19 protein-coding genes are annotated in these 19,828 nt (G+C 72.5%); 7 read left to right on the top strand and 12 right to left on the bottom strand.

Features of this window, described 5'->3' with window-relative positions:
• Positions 1–97: 97 nt before the first annotated feature.
• Positions 98–628 (bottom strand): hypothetical protein, encoded by a 531-nt coding sequence (locus O7608_RS12565; RefSeq protein ID WP_289210126.1) that lies wholly within the window; start codon positions 626–628, stop codon positions 98–100.
• Positions 629–898: 270 nt separating this feature from the next.
• Here O7608_RS12565 and metH point away from each other — a divergent pair, with 270 nt between their 5' ends.
• A complete protein-coding gene (gene metH / locus O7608_RS12560; protein ID WP_289210875.1) occupies positions 899–4,564 on the top strand; it encodes a methionine synthase in 3,666 nt (1,221 codons plus the stop codon).
• Between the two features lie 103 nt (positions 4,565–4,667).
• Here metH and O7608_RS12555 read toward each other — a convergent pair whose 3' ends face one another.
• Genes O7608_RS12555 through O7608_RS12545 form a run of 3 tightly spaced genes read right to left on the bottom strand, consistent with a single transcriptional unit; the run spans position 4,668 to position 7,173 of the window.
• Positions 4,668–5,561, bottom strand: a complete 894-nt coding sequence (locus O7608_RS12555; RefSeq protein ID WP_289210125.1) for a hypothetical protein — start codon at positions 5,559–5,561, stop codon at positions 4,668–4,670.
• Between the two features lie 17 nt (positions 5,562–5,578).
• On the bottom strand, positions 5,579–6,496 hold the full coding sequence (locus O7608_RS12550) for a phosphatase PAP2 family protein (RefSeq protein ID WP_289210124.1): 918 nt from the start codon (positions 6,494–6,496) through the stop codon (positions 5,579–5,581).
• Positions 6,497–6,534: 38 nt separating this feature from the next.
• Positions 6,535–7,173, bottom strand: coding sequence for a hypothetical protein (locus O7608_RS12545; protein WP_289210123.1), 639 nt, complete (start codon positions 7,171–7,173; stop codon positions 6,535–6,537).
• Positions 7,174–7,307: 134 nt separating this feature from the next.
• Here O7608_RS12545 and O7608_RS12540 point away from each other — a divergent pair, with 134 nt between their 5' ends.
• Both O7608_RS12540 and O7608_RS32175 read left to right on the top strand, forming a co-directional pair.
• Complete coding sequence (locus O7608_RS12540) at positions 7,308–8,513, top strand: GNAT family N-acetyltransferase (protein ID WP_289210874.1); 1,206 nt, start codon at positions 7,308–7,310, stop codon at positions 8,511–8,513.
• Between the two features lie 29 nt (positions 8,514–8,542).
• Positions 8,543–9,028 carry a hypothetical protein gene (locus tag O7608_RS32175; RefSeq protein ID WP_421359774.1) on the top strand — a complete coding sequence of 162 codons (486 nt, stop codon included), beginning with the start codon at positions 8,543–8,545 and terminating at the stop codon, positions 9,026–9,028.
• 8 nt (positions 9,029–9,036) lie between these two features.
• Here the strand turns inward: O7608_RS32175 and O7608_RS12530 are convergent, their stop codons facing one another.
• The 4 genes from O7608_RS12530 to O7608_RS12515 all read right to left on the bottom strand — a co-directional run bounded on the left by O7608_RS12530 (position 9,037) and on the right by O7608_RS12515 (position 11,867).
• Complete coding sequence (locus O7608_RS12530; protein ID WP_289210122.1) at positions 9,037–9,504, bottom strand: ribose-5-phosphate isomerase; 468 nt, start codon at positions 9,502–9,504, stop codon at positions 9,037–9,039.
• 43 nt (positions 9,505–9,547) lie between these two features.
• Positions 9,548–10,747 carry a DUF1015 family protein gene (locus O7608_RS12525; RefSeq protein ID WP_289210121.1) on the bottom strand — a complete coding sequence of 400 codons (1,200 nt, stop codon included), beginning with the start codon at positions 10,745–10,747 and terminating at the stop codon, positions 9,548–9,550.
• 121 nt (positions 10,748–10,868) lie between these two features.
• On the bottom strand, positions 10,869–11,111 hold the full coding sequence (locus tag O7608_RS12520; RefSeq protein ID WP_289210120.1) for a hypothetical protein: 243 nt from the start codon (positions 11,109–11,111) through the stop codon (positions 10,869–10,871).
• A 129-nt stretch (positions 11,112–11,240) separates the two neighbouring features.
• Entirely contained in the window at positions 11,241–11,867 is a 627-nt protein-coding gene (locus O7608_RS12515; protein WP_289210119.1) for a mycothiol-dependent nitroreductase Rv2466c family protein, read from the bottom strand.
• A 217-nt stretch (positions 11,868–12,084) separates the two neighbouring features.
• Here O7608_RS12515 and pepN point away from each other — a divergent pair, with 217 nt between their 5' ends.
• On the top strand, positions 12,085–14,637 hold the full coding sequence (pepN, locus tag O7608_RS12510) for an aminopeptidase N (protein ID WP_289210118.1): 2,553 nt from the start codon (positions 12,085–12,087) through the stop codon (positions 14,635–14,637).
• 125 nt (positions 14,638–14,762) lie between these two features.
• On the opposite strand, the gene O7608_RS12505 is transcribed toward pepN, so the two are convergent.
• Entirely contained in the window at positions 14,763–15,056 is a 294-nt protein-coding gene (locus O7608_RS12505) for a hypothetical protein (RefSeq protein ID WP_289210117.1), read from the bottom strand.
• A gap of 111 nt (positions 15,057–15,167) precedes the next feature.
• On the opposite strand from O7608_RS12505, the gene O7608_RS12500 reads away from it, so the two are divergent.
• Positions 15,168–15,398 carry a GntR family transcriptional regulator gene (locus tag O7608_RS12500; RefSeq protein WP_289210116.1) on the top strand — a complete coding sequence of 77 codons (231 nt, stop codon included), beginning with the start codon at positions 15,168–15,170 and terminating at the stop codon, positions 15,396–15,398.
• 477 nt (positions 15,399–15,875) lie between these two features.
• Positions 15,876–16,910: an NAD(P)-dependent alcohol dehydrogenase gene (locus O7608_RS12495; protein WP_289210115.1), complete on the top strand. Its 1,035-nt coding sequence runs from the start codon at positions 15,876–15,878 to the stop codon at positions 16,908–16,910.
• 19 nt (positions 16,911–16,929) lie between these two features.
• Here the strand turns inward: O7608_RS12495 and O7608_RS12490 are convergent, their stop codons facing one another.
• From O7608_RS12490 to O7608_RS12480, 3 genes are read right to left on the bottom strand one after another with little or no spacing between them, the layout of a single operon-like run.
• Complete coding sequence (locus O7608_RS12490; protein ID WP_421359771.1) at positions 16,930–17,349, bottom strand: DUF5130 family protein; 420 nt, start codon at positions 17,347–17,349, stop codon at positions 16,930–16,932.
• Positions 17,336–17,626, bottom strand: coding sequence for an aa3-type cytochrome oxidase subunit CtaJ (ctaJ, locus tag O7608_RS12485; protein ID WP_289210114.1), 291 nt, complete (start codon positions 17,624–17,626; stop codon positions 17,336–17,338). The genes O7608_RS12490 and ctaJ overlap by 14 nt, the downstream gene beginning before the upstream one ends.
• 32 nt (positions 17,627–17,658) lie before the next feature.
• Positions 17,659–19,167 carry an amidase gene (locus tag O7608_RS12480; protein ID WP_289210113.1) on the bottom strand — a complete coding sequence of 503 codons (1,509 nt, stop codon included), beginning with the start codon at positions 19,165–19,167 and terminating at the stop codon, positions 17,659–17,661.
• 170 nt (positions 19,168–19,337) lie between these two features.
• On the opposite strand from O7608_RS12480, the gene O7608_RS12475 reads away from it, so the two are divergent.
• Positions 19,338–19,820: a hypothetical protein gene (locus O7608_RS12475; RefSeq protein ID WP_353850564.1), complete on the top strand. Its 483-nt coding sequence runs from the start codon at positions 19,338–19,340 to the stop codon at positions 19,818–19,820.
• The last annotated feature ends 8 nt before the right edge of the window (positions 19,821–19,828 follow it).

Below are 19,828 nucleotides of genomic sequence, written 5' to 3'. Positions count from 1 at the left end.
GATCACCCTCCGGTTCGCACGACGCCGACGGCCGTCGTCGGCCCGACCGGAGTATGCAGCGGGGGACCGACATTTCAGGCCGGCCGATCCGGGCTGGTCAGGCCGGCTCAGCGGGGGTGGCGAAGCCGTACCGCTCGGCGTGGTCGGGATCGGCCGGGTCGATCTGGCGCAGCCCCTCGTCGGCCAACCGCTTGTTGATCTCGTCGAGGTGGTCGCGGACCAGCCGGGCCTCATCCTCGGTGGTCCGACCGCGGTGCGGCTTGCCCGCGTGCTCCAGGGTCGCGTAGTCGATCCGCTCGGTCGACCGGCGGGTGGTCCTGGCCGGCTTGACCCGCTCGGCGGTCCGCAGCAGCTGGGCCATGGGCACGTCGGTGGCGAGCGAGTCGAACTCGCTGGCGGTCAGCGTCACCCGGCGTGGCTCGCCGTCGCCCTGCCCGTCGTGGATCTCCACCACGGCGACGTCGAGCGCCGCGTCGTCGATGCTGTCCACCTCGTCGGGTCGCGCTTCCAGCCGCACCGGGCCGGCGACCAGGTCCGGGTGCTCCAGGACGACCACCCGCACCACCTCGTCGCCCGGATCCAGAACAGCACCGCTGAAATCGGAGACGTACACCGTCTTCCTGCCCATGTCGTTACATCTCCCGTCGGTCCGGTGGCCGCCCTGACGCGGTGGGCGGCCCAGCCGGTGAACGAAGCTACCCGACAGGTGTGCGAAGGGCACGGCAGCCGTGCTGCGGGTGTGTCCGGGCCCGCAGGGGTAGACTCGGCGCGAGGTCGAGAGGCGCTGCGACGGGCGTGGAGCGCCCGCCACGCTCGGCCGCGATCACGACCTGTCAGCGGGGGCGTGACCAGTGACAAGGGCGCCTCCGGACAGTACGGAGGTAGCCAGGTGGTCCAGTTGTCACACGTCAGCGACTTGTCACACGTCAGCGACAGTGAGCGGGCGCTCCGGGAGCTGCTCAGCCAGCGGATCGCGGTACTCGACGGGGCGTGGGGCACCATGCTGCAGGGTGCCCGGCTCACTCCGGAGGACTACCGCGGCGACCGGTTCACCGATCATCCGCGCGACGTCGCTGGTGACCCGGACCTGCTGAACCTGACCCGGCCGGACGTGATTCTCGACGTGCACCGGCAGTACCTGGCCGCCGGGGCGGACATCACCACCACCAACACGTTCACCGCGACCAGCATCGCCCAGGCCGACTACGGTCTGGAGGCGTACGTGCCGGAGATGAACCTGCGCGGCGCACAGCTGGCCCGCCAGGCCGCCGACGAGTTCGGCGGGCGGTTCGTGGCCGGCTCGGTCGGCCCGCTCAACGTCACCCTGTCGCTGTCGCCCCGGGTGGAGGACCCGGCCTACCGGGCGGTCACCTTCGACCAGGTGAAGGCGACGTACGCCGAACAGATGGTGGCGCTCGCCGAGGGCGGCGTCGACCTGCTGCTGATCGAGACGATCTTCGACACGCTCAACGCCAAGGCGGCGATCGCGGCGGCCCGCGAGGCCGTCCCGCAGCTGCCGCTGTGGATCTCCGTCACCATCGTCGACCTTTCCGGGCGGACCCTGTCCGGGCAGACCGTCGAGGCGTTCTGGCGCTCCGTCGAGCACGCCCGGCCGCTGGTCGTCGGGGTGAACTGCTCGCTCGGTGCGGAGGAGATGCGCCCGCACGTCGCAGAGCTGACCCGGCTGGCCGGCACCTTCACCGCCTGCCACCCCAACGCCGGGCTGCCGAACGCGTTCGGCGGCTACGACCAGACGCCGACCGAGACCGGCGCGCTGCTGGCGGACTTCGCCGGCGCCGGCATGGTCAACCTCGTCGGCGGCTGCTGCGGCACCACGCCGGAGCACATCGCGCAGATCGCCAAGGCCGTCGCCGGGGCGCCACCCCGGGTCGTGCCACAGCCGGAGCGGACCAGCCGGTTCAGTGGTCTGGAGCCGTTCGAGATCGGCCCGGACACCGGGTTCGTGATGATCGGTGAGCGGACCAACGTGACCGGGTCGGCGAAGTTCCGCCGGCTGATCGAGGCCGGCGACTTCCAGGCCGCCGTGGACGTGGCGCTCGACCAGGTCCGGGGCGGGGCGAACCTGCTCGACGTGAACATGGACGCCGACCTGCTCGACAGTGAGCAGGCGATGGTCACCTTCCTCAACCTGATCGCCACCGAGCCGGAGGTGGCCCGGATCCCGATCATGATCGACAGCTCGCGGTGGAGCGTGCTCGAGGCCGGGCTCAAGTGCGTACAGGGCAAGGCCGTGGTCAACTCGATCAGTCTGAAGGAGGGCGAGGAGGTCTTCCTCGACCAGGCCCGCAAGATCCGTGGGTACGGCGCCGGCGTGGTGGTGATGGCCTTCGACGAGCAGGGCCAGGCCGACACCACGCAGCGCAAGGTCGACATCTGCGCCCGCGCGTACGACCTGCTCACCGGGGAGGCCGGGTTCGACCCGACCGACATCATCTTCGACCCGAACGTGCTGGCCGTCGCCACCGGGATCAGCGAACACAACGGGTACGCCAAGGCATTCATCGACGCGCTGCCGCTGATCAAGCAGCGGTGCCCGGGCGCCCGCACCAGCGGCGGCATCTCCAACCTGTCGTTCTCGTTCCGGGGCAACGACGTGGTCCGCGAGGCGATGCACTCGGCGTTCCTGCTGCACGCGGTGCGGGCCGGACTGGACATGGGCATCGTCAACGCCGGGCAGCTCGCCGTCTACCAGGACATCCCGGCCGACCTGCTGGAACTGGTCGAGGACGTGCTGTTCGACCGGCGCCCGGACGCCACCGACCGGCTGGTCACCTTCGCCGGCACGGTCTCCGGCTCCGGCACGAAACGCGCCGTGGACCTGTCCTGGCGCGACGCGCCGGTCGCCGCCCGGCTGTCGCACGCCCTGGTTCACGGCATCGTCGACTTCATCGAGTCCGACACCGAGGAGGCCCGCCAGCAGGCGGCCCGGCCACTCGACGTGATCGAGGGTCCGTTGATGGACGGCATGAAGGTCGTCGGCGACCTGTTCGGCTCCGGCAAGATGTTCCTGCCACAGGTGGTCAAGAGCGCCCGGGTGATGAAGCGGTCGGTCGCCTACCTGGAGCCGTACCTGGAGGCCGAGAAGGAACAGGCCCGCCAGGACGCCACCGCCGCCGGCACCGAGTTCGACCCCGCTGGCGAACGCGGGCCGGGTACGGTGGTGCTGGCCACCGTCAAGGGCGACGTGCACGACATCGGCAAGAACATCGTCGGGGTGGTGCTGGGCTGCAACAACTACCGGGTGATCGACCTCGGGGTGATGGTGCCGGCCGCGAAGATCCTGGACACCGCGATCGCCGAGAACGCCGACGCCGTCGGGCTGTCCGGCCTGATCACCCCGTCGCTGGACGAGATGGTCACGGTCGCCGGAGAGATGCAGCGCCGCGGGCTGAAGCTGCCGCTGCTGATCGGCGGGGCCACCACGTCCCGCCAGCACACGGCGGTGCGGATCGCGCCGGCGTACGAGGGCGTCACCGTGCACGTCCTCGACGCCTCCCGGGTCGTCGGGGTGGTCTCCGACCTGCTCAGCGCCGACCGGGCGGAGCAGTTCGACACCGACAACCGGGCCGACCAGGAGCGGCTGCGCGAGCAGCACACCAACCGGCGGCAGCCGCTGCTCACCCTGGCCCAGGCCCGGGCCAACCGGGAGACGGTCTCCTTCGACGACCTGCCGGTGCCGGCGTTCACCGGGGTGCGCTACGTCGAACCCACCCTCGACGAGCTCCGGCCGATGATCGACTGGCAGTTCCTCTTCCTGGCCTGGGAGCTCAAGGGCAAGTACCCGGCAATCCTGGAGCAGCCGGTCGCCCGGGAGTTGTTCGACGACGCCAACACGATGCTCGACCAGATCATCGCCGACGGTTCGTTGCGGGCGCACGGCGCGTACGGGTTCTGGCCGGCCCACTCCGACGGTGACGACCTGGTGCTCGGCGCCGACTCCGGCCAGTCGGTACGGCTGCCGATGCTGCGTCAGCAGACCACCAAGCCGGCCGGCCGACCCAACCGCAGCCTCGCCGACTACGTGGCCCCGGCCGGTGACCACCTCGGCGGCTTCGCGGTCGCCGTACACGGCGCGGAGGAGCTGGCCGCCGGCTACGAGGCCGCTCAGGACGACTACCGGGCGATCATGGTGAAGGCGCTGGCCGACCGGTTGGCCGAGGCGTTCGCCGAACACCTGCACCTGCGGGCCCGGCGGGACTGGTACGAGCCGGACGCCGACCCGGACGTGGCGGATCTGCACGCCGAACGGTTCCGGGGAATCCGCCCGGCGCTCGGTTACCCGGCCAGCCCGGACCACAGCGAGAAGTGGCAGCTGTTCGACCTGTTGGACGCCGGTCGGGCCGGGATCGCGTTGACCGAGTCGGGGGCGATGACCCCGGCTGCGGCCGTCAGCGGACTGCTGTTCGCCCACCCTGCGTCGCGCTACTTCACGGTGGGACGCATCGGCCGCGACCAGGCCGAGGACTACGCCGCCCGACGGGGGGTGCCGCTGGCCGAGGTGGAGCGCTGGTTGCGGCCGAACCTCGGGTACGAGACCGACTGAGCCGCAGCTGGCTGCCGCACACCGACGAGGACGCAGCCGGTCGGGGTGTCCGCGACGAGTCGTCGCGGACACCCCGACCGGGATCGCCGGCGGCTGGGGAGGGTCAGCGCGACGCGGCGATGTCGGCGCAGTCCGACTCGTCGGGCAGCAGCGGCCGCAGGGTGACGGTCCACCGCTTACCGTCGGAGGTCCACGGGGTGGCGGTGGTGGCGTCCTCCGCCAGCGTCCGCAACTTCTCCAGCTCGGCACCGGTGACCGTCACGCAGCCGAGCTCCAGGTTCGGCGACAGCGCCGTACCGGGCAGTTGCGGGCCGGGCCAGGCCACCTCCGCCTGGCTGGCGTCGACTGTCTCGTCGACGGCCACCCACGGCTCGGCGACAGCGGCGATCGCCGTCGCCACGTACGGCGCGGAATCGTCCGCCGAGCCGCCGATCGTGCCCGGCAGGTCGGTCAGCGAGTCGGCGAACGCCCGCAGCTTCTCCCGGGCCGAGACCTGCTCGTCGGTCAGCCCTGACTGCCCGGCGTCGGCGGCCTCCGCCAACGCGTAGACCTCCAACTGCTCGACGCCGTCGTCGGTCTGCACGGTGAACCGGGTGGAGGTGGCGTCGGCCACCGGCGGGGTGCCGAGGTCCGACACGGTCCCGACCCCGGCGGCCAGCGCCTGCTTGACCAGGTCGTCGACCTGCTCGGCGCTGATCGTCTGGACCTGCAGGTTGGGCATCGCCGGACCGGGATAGACCAGGATCGTGGGGCCCTGGGTGATCACCCGGCCGTCCGCGTACACACTGATCAACGGCAGCCGGGTCGCCAGCATCGCCGGGGTGGTGAACCCACCGGTGTGGTCCACCCGCAGCACCAGTGCGTCGCCGGACAGCGCCGAGCCGCCAGCGACGGCGTCCTCGGCGGCGTCAGCCCCGCCGGTCTGGGCACATGCAGTGGTCAGCAGCAACAGGGAGGCGGCGGTCGCCGCCACCCGTACGCCTCGATAAGTCGTCATGTCCACTGAGACGTGGCTCAATCCCGGACGGTTCCCACCGTCGCGCGGTCCGGGGCCGCGGCCGGGGAGACGACCACGTACCGGGCGGTGGCCAGGACCGTCGCCAGGACCAACGCTGCCGTGCCGGCGATCCCCGCCGCGCTGCCGGCGTAGGCCACGAACAGCCGGCGGCGGCTCACCACCTCCAGCGCAGTCGCGGTCACCGGTTCGGTCGACACCAGCGCCAGCCCGGCCACGACCAGCAACGCCAGCCCGGCCGTGACCAGCAGGGTCGACGCGGCCGGGTGCCGGCCGCTGGGGCGCAACTCGGCGTCGGCCGGCCGGGCCAGCGCGAGCACCAGCATCCCGGCCGCCGCCCAGGCCCCCACCACCAGGATCGCCGCCACCGCGTCGCTGGGCCGGTGCCAACCGGCCGACAGCGTCGCCACCCCGGCGGCCGCCGCGTACGCCGCGCCGGCCAGCGCACCGATCCCCCGCAGCGCCGCCGGCAACACCAGCACCAACGCCACCGCCACCGACACGGCGACCGTGGTGTGCCCGCTGGGCAGGCTGTTGGCCGCGTACGCGTCGATCGGGTCGACGCCCAGATCCGGCCGGCCGACCCGGTACTTGAACAGCTGGGTGGTCAGGTTCGACCCGGCGATCACCGCCATCGCCACCACAGCGAGCAGCACCCGGCCGCGCAGCAGCGCGATGAACCCGATGACCCCGGTCGCCAGCGCCAACGACGCCACCGACACCACACCGAGAACCGTGCTCGCCGGCCCGTACGCCTCGTCCTGGCCGATCGAGTTGCCGGTCAGCGCGATCGTGTCGAGCATCTGCCCCCGCCAGGTCCGGACGAAGGCCCACCAGACCAGCGCGAACGCCAGAGTCTGCCCGACGGCCAGCAGTAGGCACCAGGCCGCCAGAAGGGTCGCGCCGCGACTGCGCATGTCGTCACGGTAGCGCCGGCCGGACGGCACCGCCCGGGTCAGAACCAACCGGCGATCCAGTTCCAGGCGCTGACCACCCATTCGGTCTGCCGCAGGTACGCGAACCCGACGACGATCAGGTACGCGCCGGTCACCATGTGCGAGGCGCGGGCGCCCCGGCGTACCCGGCCGAGCTGGCGCTCCAGCACCACCCGGCCGACCACCCGGCAGAGCGCGAACAGACCGACGCCGACCAGCAGGGTCAGCACGAAGGTGAGCACCGGGCTGCCCAGGTTGCCGCGCGCCGAGATCGCCCAGACGCCCCAGCAGACGAAGGCGAACAGCCCGCCGAGCACGCTCCACTCACCGCCCCGGCGCAACTGGGCCAGATGGTGGCTCATCGGCGGGCGGGGCTGGGGTACCGGGCCGTCCGCCCAGCCGGGTCCGCCGGCCTCCGGCGGCCAGCCGGTGCCGGTCGGTTCGTGCGGCGCGGTGAACTCGGCGGTCCGGGGCGTGGCCCGGCCGACCTGCGCGACCCCGCGTTGGAACACCCCGGCACCGTCGGCGCCGGGGCCGCCCGCCGCGTCGGCACCACCCGGCGCACCGCCCGGCAGGGTCGCGGTCTCGCCGCCGTCCGGTGTCCGCTGCGGCGGCACCTCGACGGTCCGCTCGGCCCATGGCGTGTGCTGATCCGGCATGTTTCCTCCCCACGGGTGCGGGCGGACCCCCGTACCGCTAGATGCTCACTTTCGAGAGTAGCGAGCCGACAAATAGGTCGCCGACCCCGCCACCGATCGGCTAGACAGGTGCAGTGACCGATATTTCGCCGCCGATGCGGGCCGCCGTACCAGCGGATTTCGATCCTGTCCTGGAGCTGCTGCTGGCGGCGTTCCACCAGAATCCGGACCCGGACTTCGTCGCCATGGAACGCGACGTCTTCGAACCCGACCGGTGCCTGGTCGTCACCGACGACGACCGGATAGTCGGCCACGCGGGCGCGTACACCCGGCAGTTGACCGTTCCCGGCAACGTGCTGGCGGCCGCGCACGTCACGATGGTGGTGGTGGCACCGACCCACCGGCGACGCGGGCTGCTCACCCGGCTGATGCACCGTCAGCTGCGCGAGGTCCGCGACGGCGGCGAGGCCGTGGCGGTGCTCTGGGCCAGCGAGGGTCGCATCTATCCCCGGTACGGCTACGGCATGGCGGCGCAGCGCCTCGAACTCGACATCGACCTACGGGAGACCCGGGTCGCCGGCTCGGGTCCGACCACCGGCCTGCGCACCGGTGACCCCGACGCGCTGGCACCGGCGCTGGCGGCGGTCTACGAGCGGGTCCGGGTCGGTCGGCCCGGCTGGTCGGGCCGCGACGATCGCTGGTGGCGGTACGTGCTGGCCGACACGCCCGCCCGGCAGTCCGGGCAGACGGCGCTGCGCGCGGTGGTCCACGACGGGCCGGGTGGGCCGGACGGCTACGCCCTGTGGCGCACGACGAGCGACTGGTCCGCCCGGGGCCCGCAGGCCCGGGTCCAGGTCGTCGAGGCGGTGGCCGACGATCCGGCCGCGTACGCGCAGCTGTGGCGGTTCCTCACCGGCATCGACCTGAGCCGCAGTGTCTCGTTGCGGTACTCGGCGACCGACGAACCGCTGCTGCACCTGGTCGACGAGCCCCGGCAGCTCGGCGCGACCCTCGCCGACAGCCTCTGGGTCCGGCTGGTCGACGTCGGCGCGGCACTGGCCGCCCGCCGGTACGCCGCCGGGGTGGACGTGGTCGTCGACGTCACCGACGGGCTGCTGCCGGACAACGCCGGCCGCTGGCGGCTCACCGGCGACCGGGAGTGGGCCCGCTGCGTACCGAGCACCGAACCGGCGGATCTGGCCTGCGACGTGCGTGATCTCGGCGCGGCGTACCTGGGTGGGGTGTCGCTGCGGGCGCTGGCCGCCGCCGGCCGGGTCCGCGAGCTGCGCCACGGCGCGGTGACCGAGGCGGCGACCGCGTTCGGCTGGGACCGCGCCCCGGCCGGCATCGAAGTGTTCTGAGCCGCCGCCGGGCGCGGTACGGTCGGCGCATGGCGGACATCGAACGGCGACGGCGACGGCAGCGGCACGGCACGCCGACCGAGCCGGGTGCACCGACATCGGACCGGCCGACGCCGGCATCGGACCGCCCGACGCCGGCGGCCGCAAACCGACCAGCGCAGTGGCCGGTCCCGCCGACGGGCCCTGATCCGGTCCCGGCCCGCCCGCCGGCACCGGGGCCCCGGCCGCCCTCCCCCGTACCGCGTGGGCCGGAGCCCGGCGGGCATCGGCAGCGCCGGCAGACCATCGGGCGCTCCGGCGGCGGTGGCGGCAGCGGCTACGGCTCCGACGACCGGGACACCGACCGGGGCCTGCGCGGTCTCGTCGGCTCCGGCACGTCGCAGGTCAACCCGGCCACCGCGCTACGGGCCCGGGACGCCTCCCGGCCCACCGGAGACGACCTCGCCGCCGCCGAGGAGACACTGACGATCGTCCGCCGGCACTGGGTGCCCCGGGAGGACCTGCCCCGCCGCTGACGACGCCGTCACGGCAGCGGCGGCAACTCCCGGTCGACCTCGTACGCGGCGACCTGGGCGATCCGCCGGGCATGCCGGTCGTTGCCGGAGAATCCGGTCGCCAGGAACGCCTCCACCAGGGTGGTCGCCTCGTCGAGGGTGTGCTGACGGGCACCGATCGCGACGATGTTGGCGTCGTTGTGGGTGCGCGCCAGCTGCGCGGTCTCCAGGTTCCAGGCCAGGGCCGCCCGGACCCCGGGGACCTTGTTGGCGGCGATCTGCTCGCCGTTGCCGGAACCGCCGATCACCACCCCGAGGCTGCCCGGGTCGGCGACCACCCGGGCGCCCGCGTGCAGGCAGAACGCCGGGTAGTCGTCGTCCGGGTCGAACTCGTGCGGTCCGACGTCGGTCACTTCGTACCCCTGCTTGGCCAGGTGGTTGGCCAGGTGCACCTTCAGCTCGTAGCCGGCGTGGTCGGCTGCCAGGTAGACGCGCATACCCGCAGTCTGTCAGCGCCGGCCGGGCACCGGCACACCCGGGTCAGCCGATTTCGGCCACCACCAGGCCGCCCCGGGCCTTCGGGGTGAACCAGGTGCTCTTGCGGGGCAGTTTCTGCCGGGCCAGGTTCACCGCGACGAAGTCGTCGACGGTGACCGGGGCGATCAGTACCGCCAGTTCGGCCCGGCCGGCGTCCACCTCACCGGTCAGCCAGCCGGCCGGATAGTCGCCGCCGACGTAGGTGATCCGCTTGTCACCGGGGTCGAGGCCGAGGACGCCGCGCAGCAGCACCCGCTCGACCAGGGCGTGGTCCAGGTTGTCGACCCGGTCACCGGAGCCGGTCGGCAGGGTCACCTCGTAGCCACGACCGGCCAGGTAGAGCTGCACGGTGCCGCCGACGGACGGCACCGTCGGCGCACCGTCGAGCGCCGTCACCGTGGCACCGGCGGCCCGCAGCCCGGCCAGCAGCTCGTCCGGGGTCGACGGCAACTCGCTGACCAGCCGGTTGTACGGCTGGATGGCGACCGAGGCCGGAGTGGTGACGACCGCCAGGAAGCGGGTCAGCCCGCCGGTCTGGGCGGCGAGACTGCGGTGGTTGCCGTCGGCCACGACGAGTTCGCCGCCGCCGGCCAGCGCGCAGAGCCGGTCCTGCAGCGGGCCCGGCCCGACCGGCCAGATCGCATGGGTGCGGCCGGCCTGGTCCAGGTCGGTCGCGGCCGGTGCGCCGGCGGCGTCGCAGGCCGCGGCCAGCGCGGCGTGCAGCTCGTCGCCGACGCCGGTCTGCAGCAGCAGCACCGGGGAGAGCAGGTGCCCGACGGCCTCGGCGAGCGCGACCCGTTCGCGGACCTTGGCGATGAACACGTCCTCGTTGCGGATCACCAGGCCCGGTTCGTCGGCGCTGGTCGAGATCTGGTCGGTGTCGACCATCACGAACAGGCCGTACGCGGCCGCGTCGCTGGCCGGCTCGGTGATCCGGTAGAGCACCGCCACCTGGTCGTCCGGGGTGTAGCTACCGTCGGCGCGGGCCTGGGCGAACCGCTGTGCGGCGACCGGCAGGCAGTCGAGGAAGGACCGGCCCAGGCTCTCCGGGGCCCGGTGCGGCATCTCCACCGCCAACGCGCTACGGGGATTCGCCTCGATGATCGCGGTGATCTCGGCGTCGGAGGCGAACTCGTCGTAGTTCTGCGCGCCGGTGTCTCCGGTGGTGATCCAGGCGCGGGGAATCGGGTGTGCGACCGTCATGGCGCGGACGCTACCGGCGGCGTCTGCTGTGACGCCCGATACATCCGCCCTGTCCACCCGATGGACAGCGGCCCGGCTCCACCGGGCCGCTGCCCATCGCAGGCGCGGCGGGCGCGGCGGATCATCCCACCGGGGTGGCACGCCGGTGCCGGCCACCGGCGGACCGGGCGGCCGGCACCACCGCCGTCGGGTACGACGACCCGACCGCCAACGGGTACGACGGCGTCACGGCCGCCAACGGGTACGACGGCGCCGGCCCGTACGGGCCGTCCTCGGTCGCCGCGCCCCAGACCCGGGCCGCGATCGCCTCACGCAGCACGGGCAGATCCCAGTAGTCGGCGTCGATGTCGATGTCGACCAGCATGTTGACCTCCGATGCGTCGGGTGGACCCGGCTACCTGCCGGGCCGGCGGGGTGAACATCCTGGGAAACGACCCGCGTCGCCGACGCGTCACGTGGCGCGTGCAGCGACACGCCGGGGACTTTCCGCCCGTCAGTCGAACGTGGGATCCACGTCCCGGGACCGCTTCAGCTCGTAGAATCCCGGGGTCGAGGCGACCAGCAGGACCCCGTCCCAGAGTCGCCCGGCGGCCTCGCCACGCGGCGTCGGGGTGACCACCGGGCCGAAGAAGGCGACCTGGCCGGTGCCGTCCGGGCCGGGCGCGTGGATCACCGGAGTGCCGACGTCCATGCCGACCGGCGCCATCCCGGCGGCATGACTGGTCCGCAGCGGCCCGTCCCAGGTCGGGTCGGCGGCCGCGGCGGCGAACCCCGGATCCAGGCCGGCGTCGGCGAGCGCCCCCGCGTACAGCTGCTCGTCGATGCTCTCCCGCCGCAGGTGGATCCGCTCGCCCAGCGCGGTGTAGACCGCCCGTACCGCCGCCTGGTCGTGCTTTTCCTGCACCGCGACGGCGACCCGGACCGGTCCCCAGGCCTGGTCCAGCAGTTTGCGGTACTCCTCCGGCAGATCACGCCCCTCGTTGAGCACGGCCAGGCTCATCACCCGGAACCGCACGTCCACCGGCCGGACCTGCTCCACCTCCAGCAACCACCGCGAGGTGATCCAGGCCCACGGGCACATCGGGTCGAAGTACATGTCCACGGTCTGACGGTCGGACATCAGACTCCCTCTCTTTTCTGCGGCGGCGTTGGGCCGTCCCGGTCCGGTTTACCTCGCCGGACGTCGGTCAACCCACCCCACGTCCATGATGTGGGCCGGCCTCGCCACCGGCCCATGACGTGAAAGACTTGGCCGAACGGGGCCATTCCCAGCAGGTCCCCGTGCCGTCGACGAAGACGGCAGGACGATTTCGGACGGAGGCACCACGGTGGCTGGAGTGCGCAACCTGACCCAGGTCGAGGCGGCTGAACGTGCCCGCCTGCTCGATGTGACCGGGTATGACATCCACCTGGACCTGTCCGCCGCCGGCAACGCCACGGACAACCGGGTGTTCCGCTCGACGACGACGGTCACCTTCCGCTGCACCGAGCCGGGCGCGAGCACCTTCATCGAAGTGGCGGCCGACCGGCTGCACACCGCGACGCTCAACGGACGCCCGCTCGACCCGGCCGGCTGGTCGGCCGAGACCGGGCTGACCCTGCCGGACCTGGCCGCCGAGAACACCCTGGTCGTCGAGGCCGACTTCAGCTACTCGGCCAGCGGGCAGGGCCTGCACCGCAGCGTCGACCCGGTCGACGGCGAGACGTACCTCTACAGCCAGTTCGAGACCGCCGACGCCCAGCGGGTGTACGCCTGTTTCGACCAGCCCGACCTCAAGAGCGTCTACACCTGGCACGCGGTCGTGCCGGCGCACTGGCGGGCCATCTCGAACATGCCGGTCGCCAGCGAGGAGCCGGCCGGTACCGACGCCAAGACCGTCCACTTCGTCGAGTCGGCGCGGATGAGCACGTACATCACCGCGCTGTGCGCCGGCCCGTACCACGAGGTACGGCGCAGCCACGACGGCGTCGACCTGGGCTACTTCTGCCGGGCCAGCATGGCCGACCACCTCGACGTCGACGACCTGCACCTGATCACCGCACAGGGCTTCGACTTCTTCCAGACCCAGTTCGGGGTCCGGTACCCGCTGCCCAAGTACGACCAGATCTGGGTGCCGGACTTCAACGCCGGCGCGATGGAGAACTTCGGTGCGGTCACCCACGCCGAGGCGCACTACATCTTCCGCTCCCAGGTCACCGATTTCGAGTACGAACAGCGGGCCAACACCGTGCTGCACGAACTGGCGCACATGTGGTTCGGCAACCTGGTCACCATGCGCTGGTGGAACGACCTGTGGCTCAACGAGTCGTTCGCCGAGTGGGCCAGCCACTGGTGCAACTCGGAGGCGACCCGGTTCACCGACGCCTGGACCACGTTCCTGTCGGTCCGCAAGAACTGGGGCTACCGGCAGGACCAGCTCTCCTCCACCCACCCGGTCTACTGCGAGATGCCGGACCTGGAGGCGGTCGAGGTCAACTTCGACGGCATCACGTACGCCAAGGGCGCCAGCGTGCTCAAGCAGCTCGTCGCGTACGTGGGTCTGGAATCGTTCCTGGCCGGCCTGCGCAGCTACTTCCAGCGGCATGCCTGGGGCAACGCCACCTTCGACGACCTGCTCACCGAGCTGGAGACCGCCTCCGGTCGGGAGCTGCGCAAGTTCGCCGCCCAGTGGTTGGAGACCGCCCAGGTCAACACGTTGCGGCCGGAGCTGTCGGTCGGCGCAGACGGCACCTACCAGCAGGTGACGGTGCTGCAGGAGGCCCCGACCGGATACCCGACGCTGCGTACCCACCGGATCGGGGTCGGCCTCTACGACCTGGTCGACGGGCGACTGGTGCGCCGGCACCGGGCCGAGGTCGACATCAGCGGTGAGCGGACCGCGCTGCCCGAGCTGGTCGGGCAGCGCGCCGCCGACGTGCTGCTGCTCAACGACGACGACCTGAGCTACACGAAGCTGCGACTCGACCCGGACTCGATGTCCAACGTGGTACAGCACATCAGCGCGTTCGAGTCGTCGCTGGCGCGGGCGCTGTGCTGGGCGGCGGCCTGGGACATGGTGCGCGACGGCGAACTCGCCGCCCGCGACTACGTCGCGCTGGTCCTCGCCGGGCTGCCCGCCGAGACCGACATCAACCTGGTGACCGCGACCCTGCGGCAGGCGACCAGCACGCTGACGTTCTACGCCGAGCCGGGCTGGGCACCGCAGGGCTGGGCCGACCTGGCCCGTACCGCCCGGACGGCGTTGCGGGCAGCCGACCCGGGCAGCGGTTTCCAGCTGGCCTGGGCGCGCAGTTTCGCCACCGCCGCCCGCTCCGACGACGACCTGGCGGTGCTGCGGGGCTGGCTCGACGGCGCCGATGTGGTGCCGGGGCTGACCATCGACACGGAGCTGCGCTGGACGGTGCTGCAGTCGTTGGCCGCCAACGGTGCCGCCACCGGCGAACAGATCGACGCCGAGCTGGCCCGGGACCGTACCGCCAGTGGCGAACGGGAGGCCGCGCTGGCCCGCGCCCTGTTGCCGGACGTCGCCAACAAGGCGGCCGTCTGGGCCCAGCTGACCGGACCCGACAGCCTGCCGAACTGGCAGCACCGGGCATTGCTGCAGGGCTTCCAGCACCCGACGCAGATCGAGCTGACCGCGCCGTACCGGCAGAAGTACTTCGAGGTGGCCGGCCGGATCTGGGCGACCCGCGACAGCGAGCCGGCGCAGGAGTTCGTCATGCTCGCCTACCCGGCGTACCTGGTGTCGCAGGAGACGGTCGACGCGACCGACGAGTGGTTGGCCGGCGAGGGCCACCCGGCACCGCTGCGCCGGCTGGTCGCCGAGGGCCGCGACGGGGTGGTCCGGGCGTTGACCGCGCGGGCCACCGACACGGCTGCCGCCAGCTGAGCGAATCCCTAGCCGACCGGCCGGCTCGGCGCACCGGACGCCATCGATGTGAGGCTGAGATACCTGACAACTGAGTCGTAGGGTGCCTCAGCCTCACATCGGTGCCGCCCTTCCGGTCGTCGGGCTCAGCCGACGCGCAGGGCGGCGGCCAGATGTGGAACTCGCCGTCGACGTGAGGTCAGCAGCGTTGCCAGGTCGTCACGGCTTCCGGTCAACGGGCGGTGGCGGAGGCGCTGGCCGGTTCTGCGCGCGAAGCCGGTAGATTGCGGCCTCACCTTCGCCGGAGCCATCTCAGCAGGTGCCAACTGCTCCCGCCGGACTTTGATATAGCTTCCGCCGCCGCTGCCGCTGTCGATCCAGACTCTCACCAAACCGCTCCCCGGTAGCTGGCGCGGACCAACCACCAACGTCTCGGCCATAGGCCCTCCTCATTCCGCGTCGATGAAGGAACTCTACCGCTGGCGGTACATGGTCGTCCATGGTCTGCCATAACAGAATGTGGCCCGCCGCCAACGCATATCGTTCGGGCCGTGATCGATCCGGACGGGCCGGTGCCGCTCTACCGCCAACTCGCGGACCTGCTTCGCGCCCAGATCGAAGCCGGAGAACTACCGCCGGGCCGGCCGATCCCCAGCGTCGTCCAGCTTCAGCAGCGGTACGGACTCGCCCGAGGGACCGTGCTACACACCGTGCGTGTCCTCGTAGACGAGGGCCTCGTCCAAGTGGTCAAAGGGCGGGGCGTCTTCGTCAGGCCGAGGTGACCGACGATCATCCGACGACAGATCCGATCACGGCCGGCTGTCTGCGCACCAACTGTGGCACCCAGTCGGGTGTGCAGCGACCATTTGCGCAGCGCGACGCCTGACCCTCGGATCGACCGCCGAGCAGGCGCGAACGGACCGCGCCCGACCCCGCACCTGCTTTCCTCGTGCCGCTCAGCCGGCAGGACTGGCCGAGCGCCGCTGTCATCGACCTCTCCCGGGTGCGGTCGCTCGACCGGCGTCAGTCGCCGGACCGGCCGGCCAGCTCACCTACCCGACCCTCACGGCCCTGACGACCGCCGTCCGCTATTACCTTGGCGCGACGGACCGCGTCTCGTAGAAGACCCGACTTCGCCGATCAAGGTCGGTACGGCGGCATCCATTTCGGCGCGACGCGGGACGGGGCGACTCAGCCGCAGCGGGTGATCCGGGGCGGTTCGCCGGACGGGGCCGGCGGGCAGGGCCGACGCTGAAGGCATGCGTGCCATCCAACTCACCGCGCCGGGCACCCTCGAACTCGTCGAGGTGCCCACCCCGACCCCCGGTCCCGGCGAGGTGCTGCTGACCACGGCGGCCGTCGGCGCTTGCCACTCGGACCTGCACATCCTCGACGCGCCCGCCGGGGTCTTCCCCACCCCGATGACCCTTGGCCATGAGATCGCCGGCCGGGTCGCTCAGCTCGGCCCAGGGGTGAGCGGATGGTCCGACGGGGACGCCGTGGCGGTGTACGGAATCCTCGGCTGCGGGCGCTGCCGGGCCTGCCTGCGCGGGCGGGAGAACCAGTGCCGCACCGTACCGGTCGGCGGCGTCGGCCTCAGCCGCGACGGCGGCCTGGCCGACCACGTGGTGGTGCCGGCGGACCGGCTGCTGCCGCTGGGCGGGCTTGACCCGGTGCAGGCGGCGCCGTTGACCGACGCCGGGCTCACCCCGTACCACGCGATCTCACTGAGCCGCGACGCGCTCCGACCCGGCACCTGCTGCGTGGTCATCGGCATCGGTGGTCTCGGTCACATGGCCGTACAGATCCTCGCGGCGACCACCGCCGCGACGATCATCGCGGTGGACACCAGGGACACCGCGCTACGGCTGGCCAAACAGATGGGCGCGCACCACACCGTGCAGGCCGGGCCGGCGGCGGTCGAGCAGATCCGCGAACTGACCGGTCCGGCACCGGACGGTGCCGAGGTGGTCCTCGACTTCGTCTGCGGCGAGGCAACCCTCGACACGGCCCGTCAGGTCGTCGCCACCGGCGGGCAGCTCACTCTCGTCGGCCTCGGCGGCGGTACGCTGCCCGTCACACCGACCGCGGAAGGCCCGCCGCCAGTGCCGTTCGAGACCGACGTGATCGTCCCGTTCTGGGGCACCCGAGCCGAACTGGCCGAGGTGATCGCGCTCGCCCGGCAGGGTCTGCTCCGCGCCGAGGTGCAGACGTTCCCGCTGACCGAGACGGTCCAGGCGTACCAGCAGTTGCGTGAGGGCAAGATCCACGGTCGGGCCGTGCTGGTGCCCTGACCGGCACGAAGCGGACCGATCAGATCTTGCCGGCGCGCGAGGCCAACTGGTCGATGCCGCTGACCAGGCCGCCGGCCAGGTCGCCGCCGCCGAAGGAGGCCACCATGGACAGCGCGGCGAGCTTGGCGTCGCGGTCCGGGATCCGCCGGCGCGCCTGCGCGCCGGTCACGATCTCCAGCAGCCGCTGGTTCGGCGACACGGCGATGAGCACCGAGGCGTCCGGGTCGGTGAGCTGCCGGTGCAGGGTCACCGCGTACTCCCGGGACGGCTCCTCGATCTCGCCGACGTAGATGCTGAACGCCAGGCCGGTCGCCGAGTCCGCCAGCCGCAATGCCTCGTCGAGGCGGAGCAGCTGCCGGGTGTTGAACGGCCCCGGCATGGTCGCGGCCCGGCGGGTGGCGTCACTCGACTGCTCGTGCACCTGCTCACCAACGGTCACTTGCGCCTCCCGTCACACCCGGCCGGGACTGCCCGGAACCGGCCTCAGCGGACTCGATCGCCGCCGGTTCCGTACCGGCCGGCAGCTCCGCCGCCTGGACCCCTGCGGACCTGTCGCCGGCGGCGACGTACCAGACCGGGCTGAACTCGAACGGTCGGCCCGGACGGTAGCGGCGGTCCGCCCCACCGCGCCCGCCGACCAGCGCCAGAGCGGCCACCACGAGTACGACGACCGCTGGGATGACGACGAAGTACAGCACCGTGTGGGTTACAGACAATCTCAACGCCCCCCGGCATCGGTTCAAGGGACTCAGCGGATGTCAGAAGTCCTGGACGTGGCCGCGCCGCCAGCCCGTTGCGGCTCAGACGCCTTCACGGTAGCGGAGCCGTCGGCCCACCAGATCTCCGGGTGCCGCCCGGTCCGGCCGGCCCGCTGCTCAAGTTGGGCGGCGGCGGCCAGCACCGTGGCGTCCGCACCGGCCTGCCCGGTCAGCAGGACGCCGACCGGCGCACCGGCAGCACTGTCCGCCACCGGAACGGACACCGACGGTTGCCCGGTGACGTTGAACACCGCACAGTACGGCGAGAAGCGCCGCTGCCGGTCGAAATCCTCCGCCGGGTCACCCGTTTCGGTGAACCAGCCGACCGGTGCCTGTGGCCGACTCAGCGTCGGGCACAACAGCAGGTCCAGCCCGGCGACGGCGTGCATCGCCCGGCGTACCTGGACCTGCAGCTCACTCAGCGTGGTGACCAGCGTCGCCGCGCTGATCGCCTGACCGCGCTCGCGCAGCAGCCGGGTCAGTGGCAGCAGCTGGTTCTGCCGCTGTGGCGGCACCGGGGACAGCGCCAGGACGTACCAGATGGTCTCGAACAGCGGCCACAGTTGCGGCCCGAGCGGTGCCGGGACCTCGACCACGTCGTGGCCGGCGTCGGCGAGCAGCGCCGCCGCCGTGTCCACCGCCGCCACACAGTCGGGGTGCACCGGTTCGTCGGCGAGCATCGGGGTGGTGAACCGGCCGATCCGCAGCCGACCGGGATCGGCGGCCCGAGCGGCGGCCAGGTACCCGCCGGCCGGCGCGGCGGGTGGCAGGTACGGCTCGCCGGGCACCGGCACCGCCATGGCGTCGAGCAGCGCGGCGGCGTCGGTCACCGTCCGGGCGATCGGCCCGTGGCTGGGCAGCCCGAACCCGCCGGCGCCGAGGGGCCCACCGGAGACCAGCCCCCGGGTCGGTTTGTAGCCGACCAGGCCGCAGAGCGCGGCCGGGATCCGGTTGGAGCCGCCGCCGTCGGAGCCCTGCGCGAACGGGACCAACCCGGCGGCGACCGCAGCAGCGGCACCCCCGCTGGAGCCGCCGGCGGTGCAGGTCAGATCCCACGGGTTGCGCGCGGGCGGGGCGACCTCGCCCTCGGTGTAGAGGGAGCAGCCCAGCTCGGCGGCGCTGGTCTTGCCGAGGCTGACGGTGCCGGCGGCGCGCAGCAGCCGCACCACGTCGGCGTCGACGCTCGGTACGTGGTCGACGAACGCGGCCGAGCCGAAGGTGGTCCGCACCCCGGCGGTCAGCGTGAGGTCCTTGATCGCCACCGGTACGCCGTACAGCGGGCCGGGGTGCCGCCGCTCGCGGCCGGCGAACGGGACCTCGTCGAGTGCCCTGGCCTGCGCGCGGGCGGCGTCCGGGGTGACCGTGACGAAGGCGCCGACGGTGTCGGAGTGCGCGGCGATCCGGGTCAGGTAGTGCTCGACGAGGTCGATGCTGCGCAGTTCGCCCCGGCGGACCGCGGCCGCCTGCTCCACCGCGCTCAACTCATGGATCTGCGGCATGGGTCGATCCTGGCAGGCCACCCGCGCACCGGACGCACCTGGGTGGTGCGGCGGGGTTCACCCGGTCGGTACGGCGTGCCGGTGGCCGTGGTGGGAAGTCCGACCGGTGAGCTCGGGAGGGGATCATGCGGGAATCGAGGCAACCGGTCCGGACGCTCGCCAGCCTGGCCATGGCCGTGCTGATCGGCATCGCGACGGTCCTGGCGACGGCGACACCGGCCTACGCCGGTAGCACGTACGTGGAGGCCGAGCCGAGCACGGTGCAGGCCGGTGAGAGGTTGACGATCCGGGCCAGCTGCGGCGACGACAACAACAGCCAGGCGACCGTCGAGTCGGACGCCTTCGGCCGGGTGATCGTCACGCCCGACCAGGGTCTGCTCACCGGCCAGGTGACGGTGCCCGGCAGCAAACGGCCGGGGCGCTACCCGGTCGACCTGCAGTGCCAGAACGGCAACACGGCGACCACCACGCTCACCGTGACCGGTACCGCCCATCCGACCCGGGGGCCGGACGCCGGCGGGGGCGGCACCGCCTCGGCCGGTACCGGAGCCGGCGGCTCGGCCCTGCTGACCGGTGGGATCGCCGCGGTCGGGCTGGGGGTGGGCATCGGGTTGCTCGCCATGCGCCGCCGCCGCGCCGACTCCGGCGCCTGACCCGCCGA

It is taken from the genome of Solwaraspora sp. WMMA2056 (assembly GCF_030345095.1).
Lineage (GTDB): Bacteria > Actinomycetota > Actinomycetes > Mycobacteriales > Micromonosporaceae > Micromonospora_E.
This window is presented reverse-complemented; position numbering and strand designations above follow the sequence as displayed.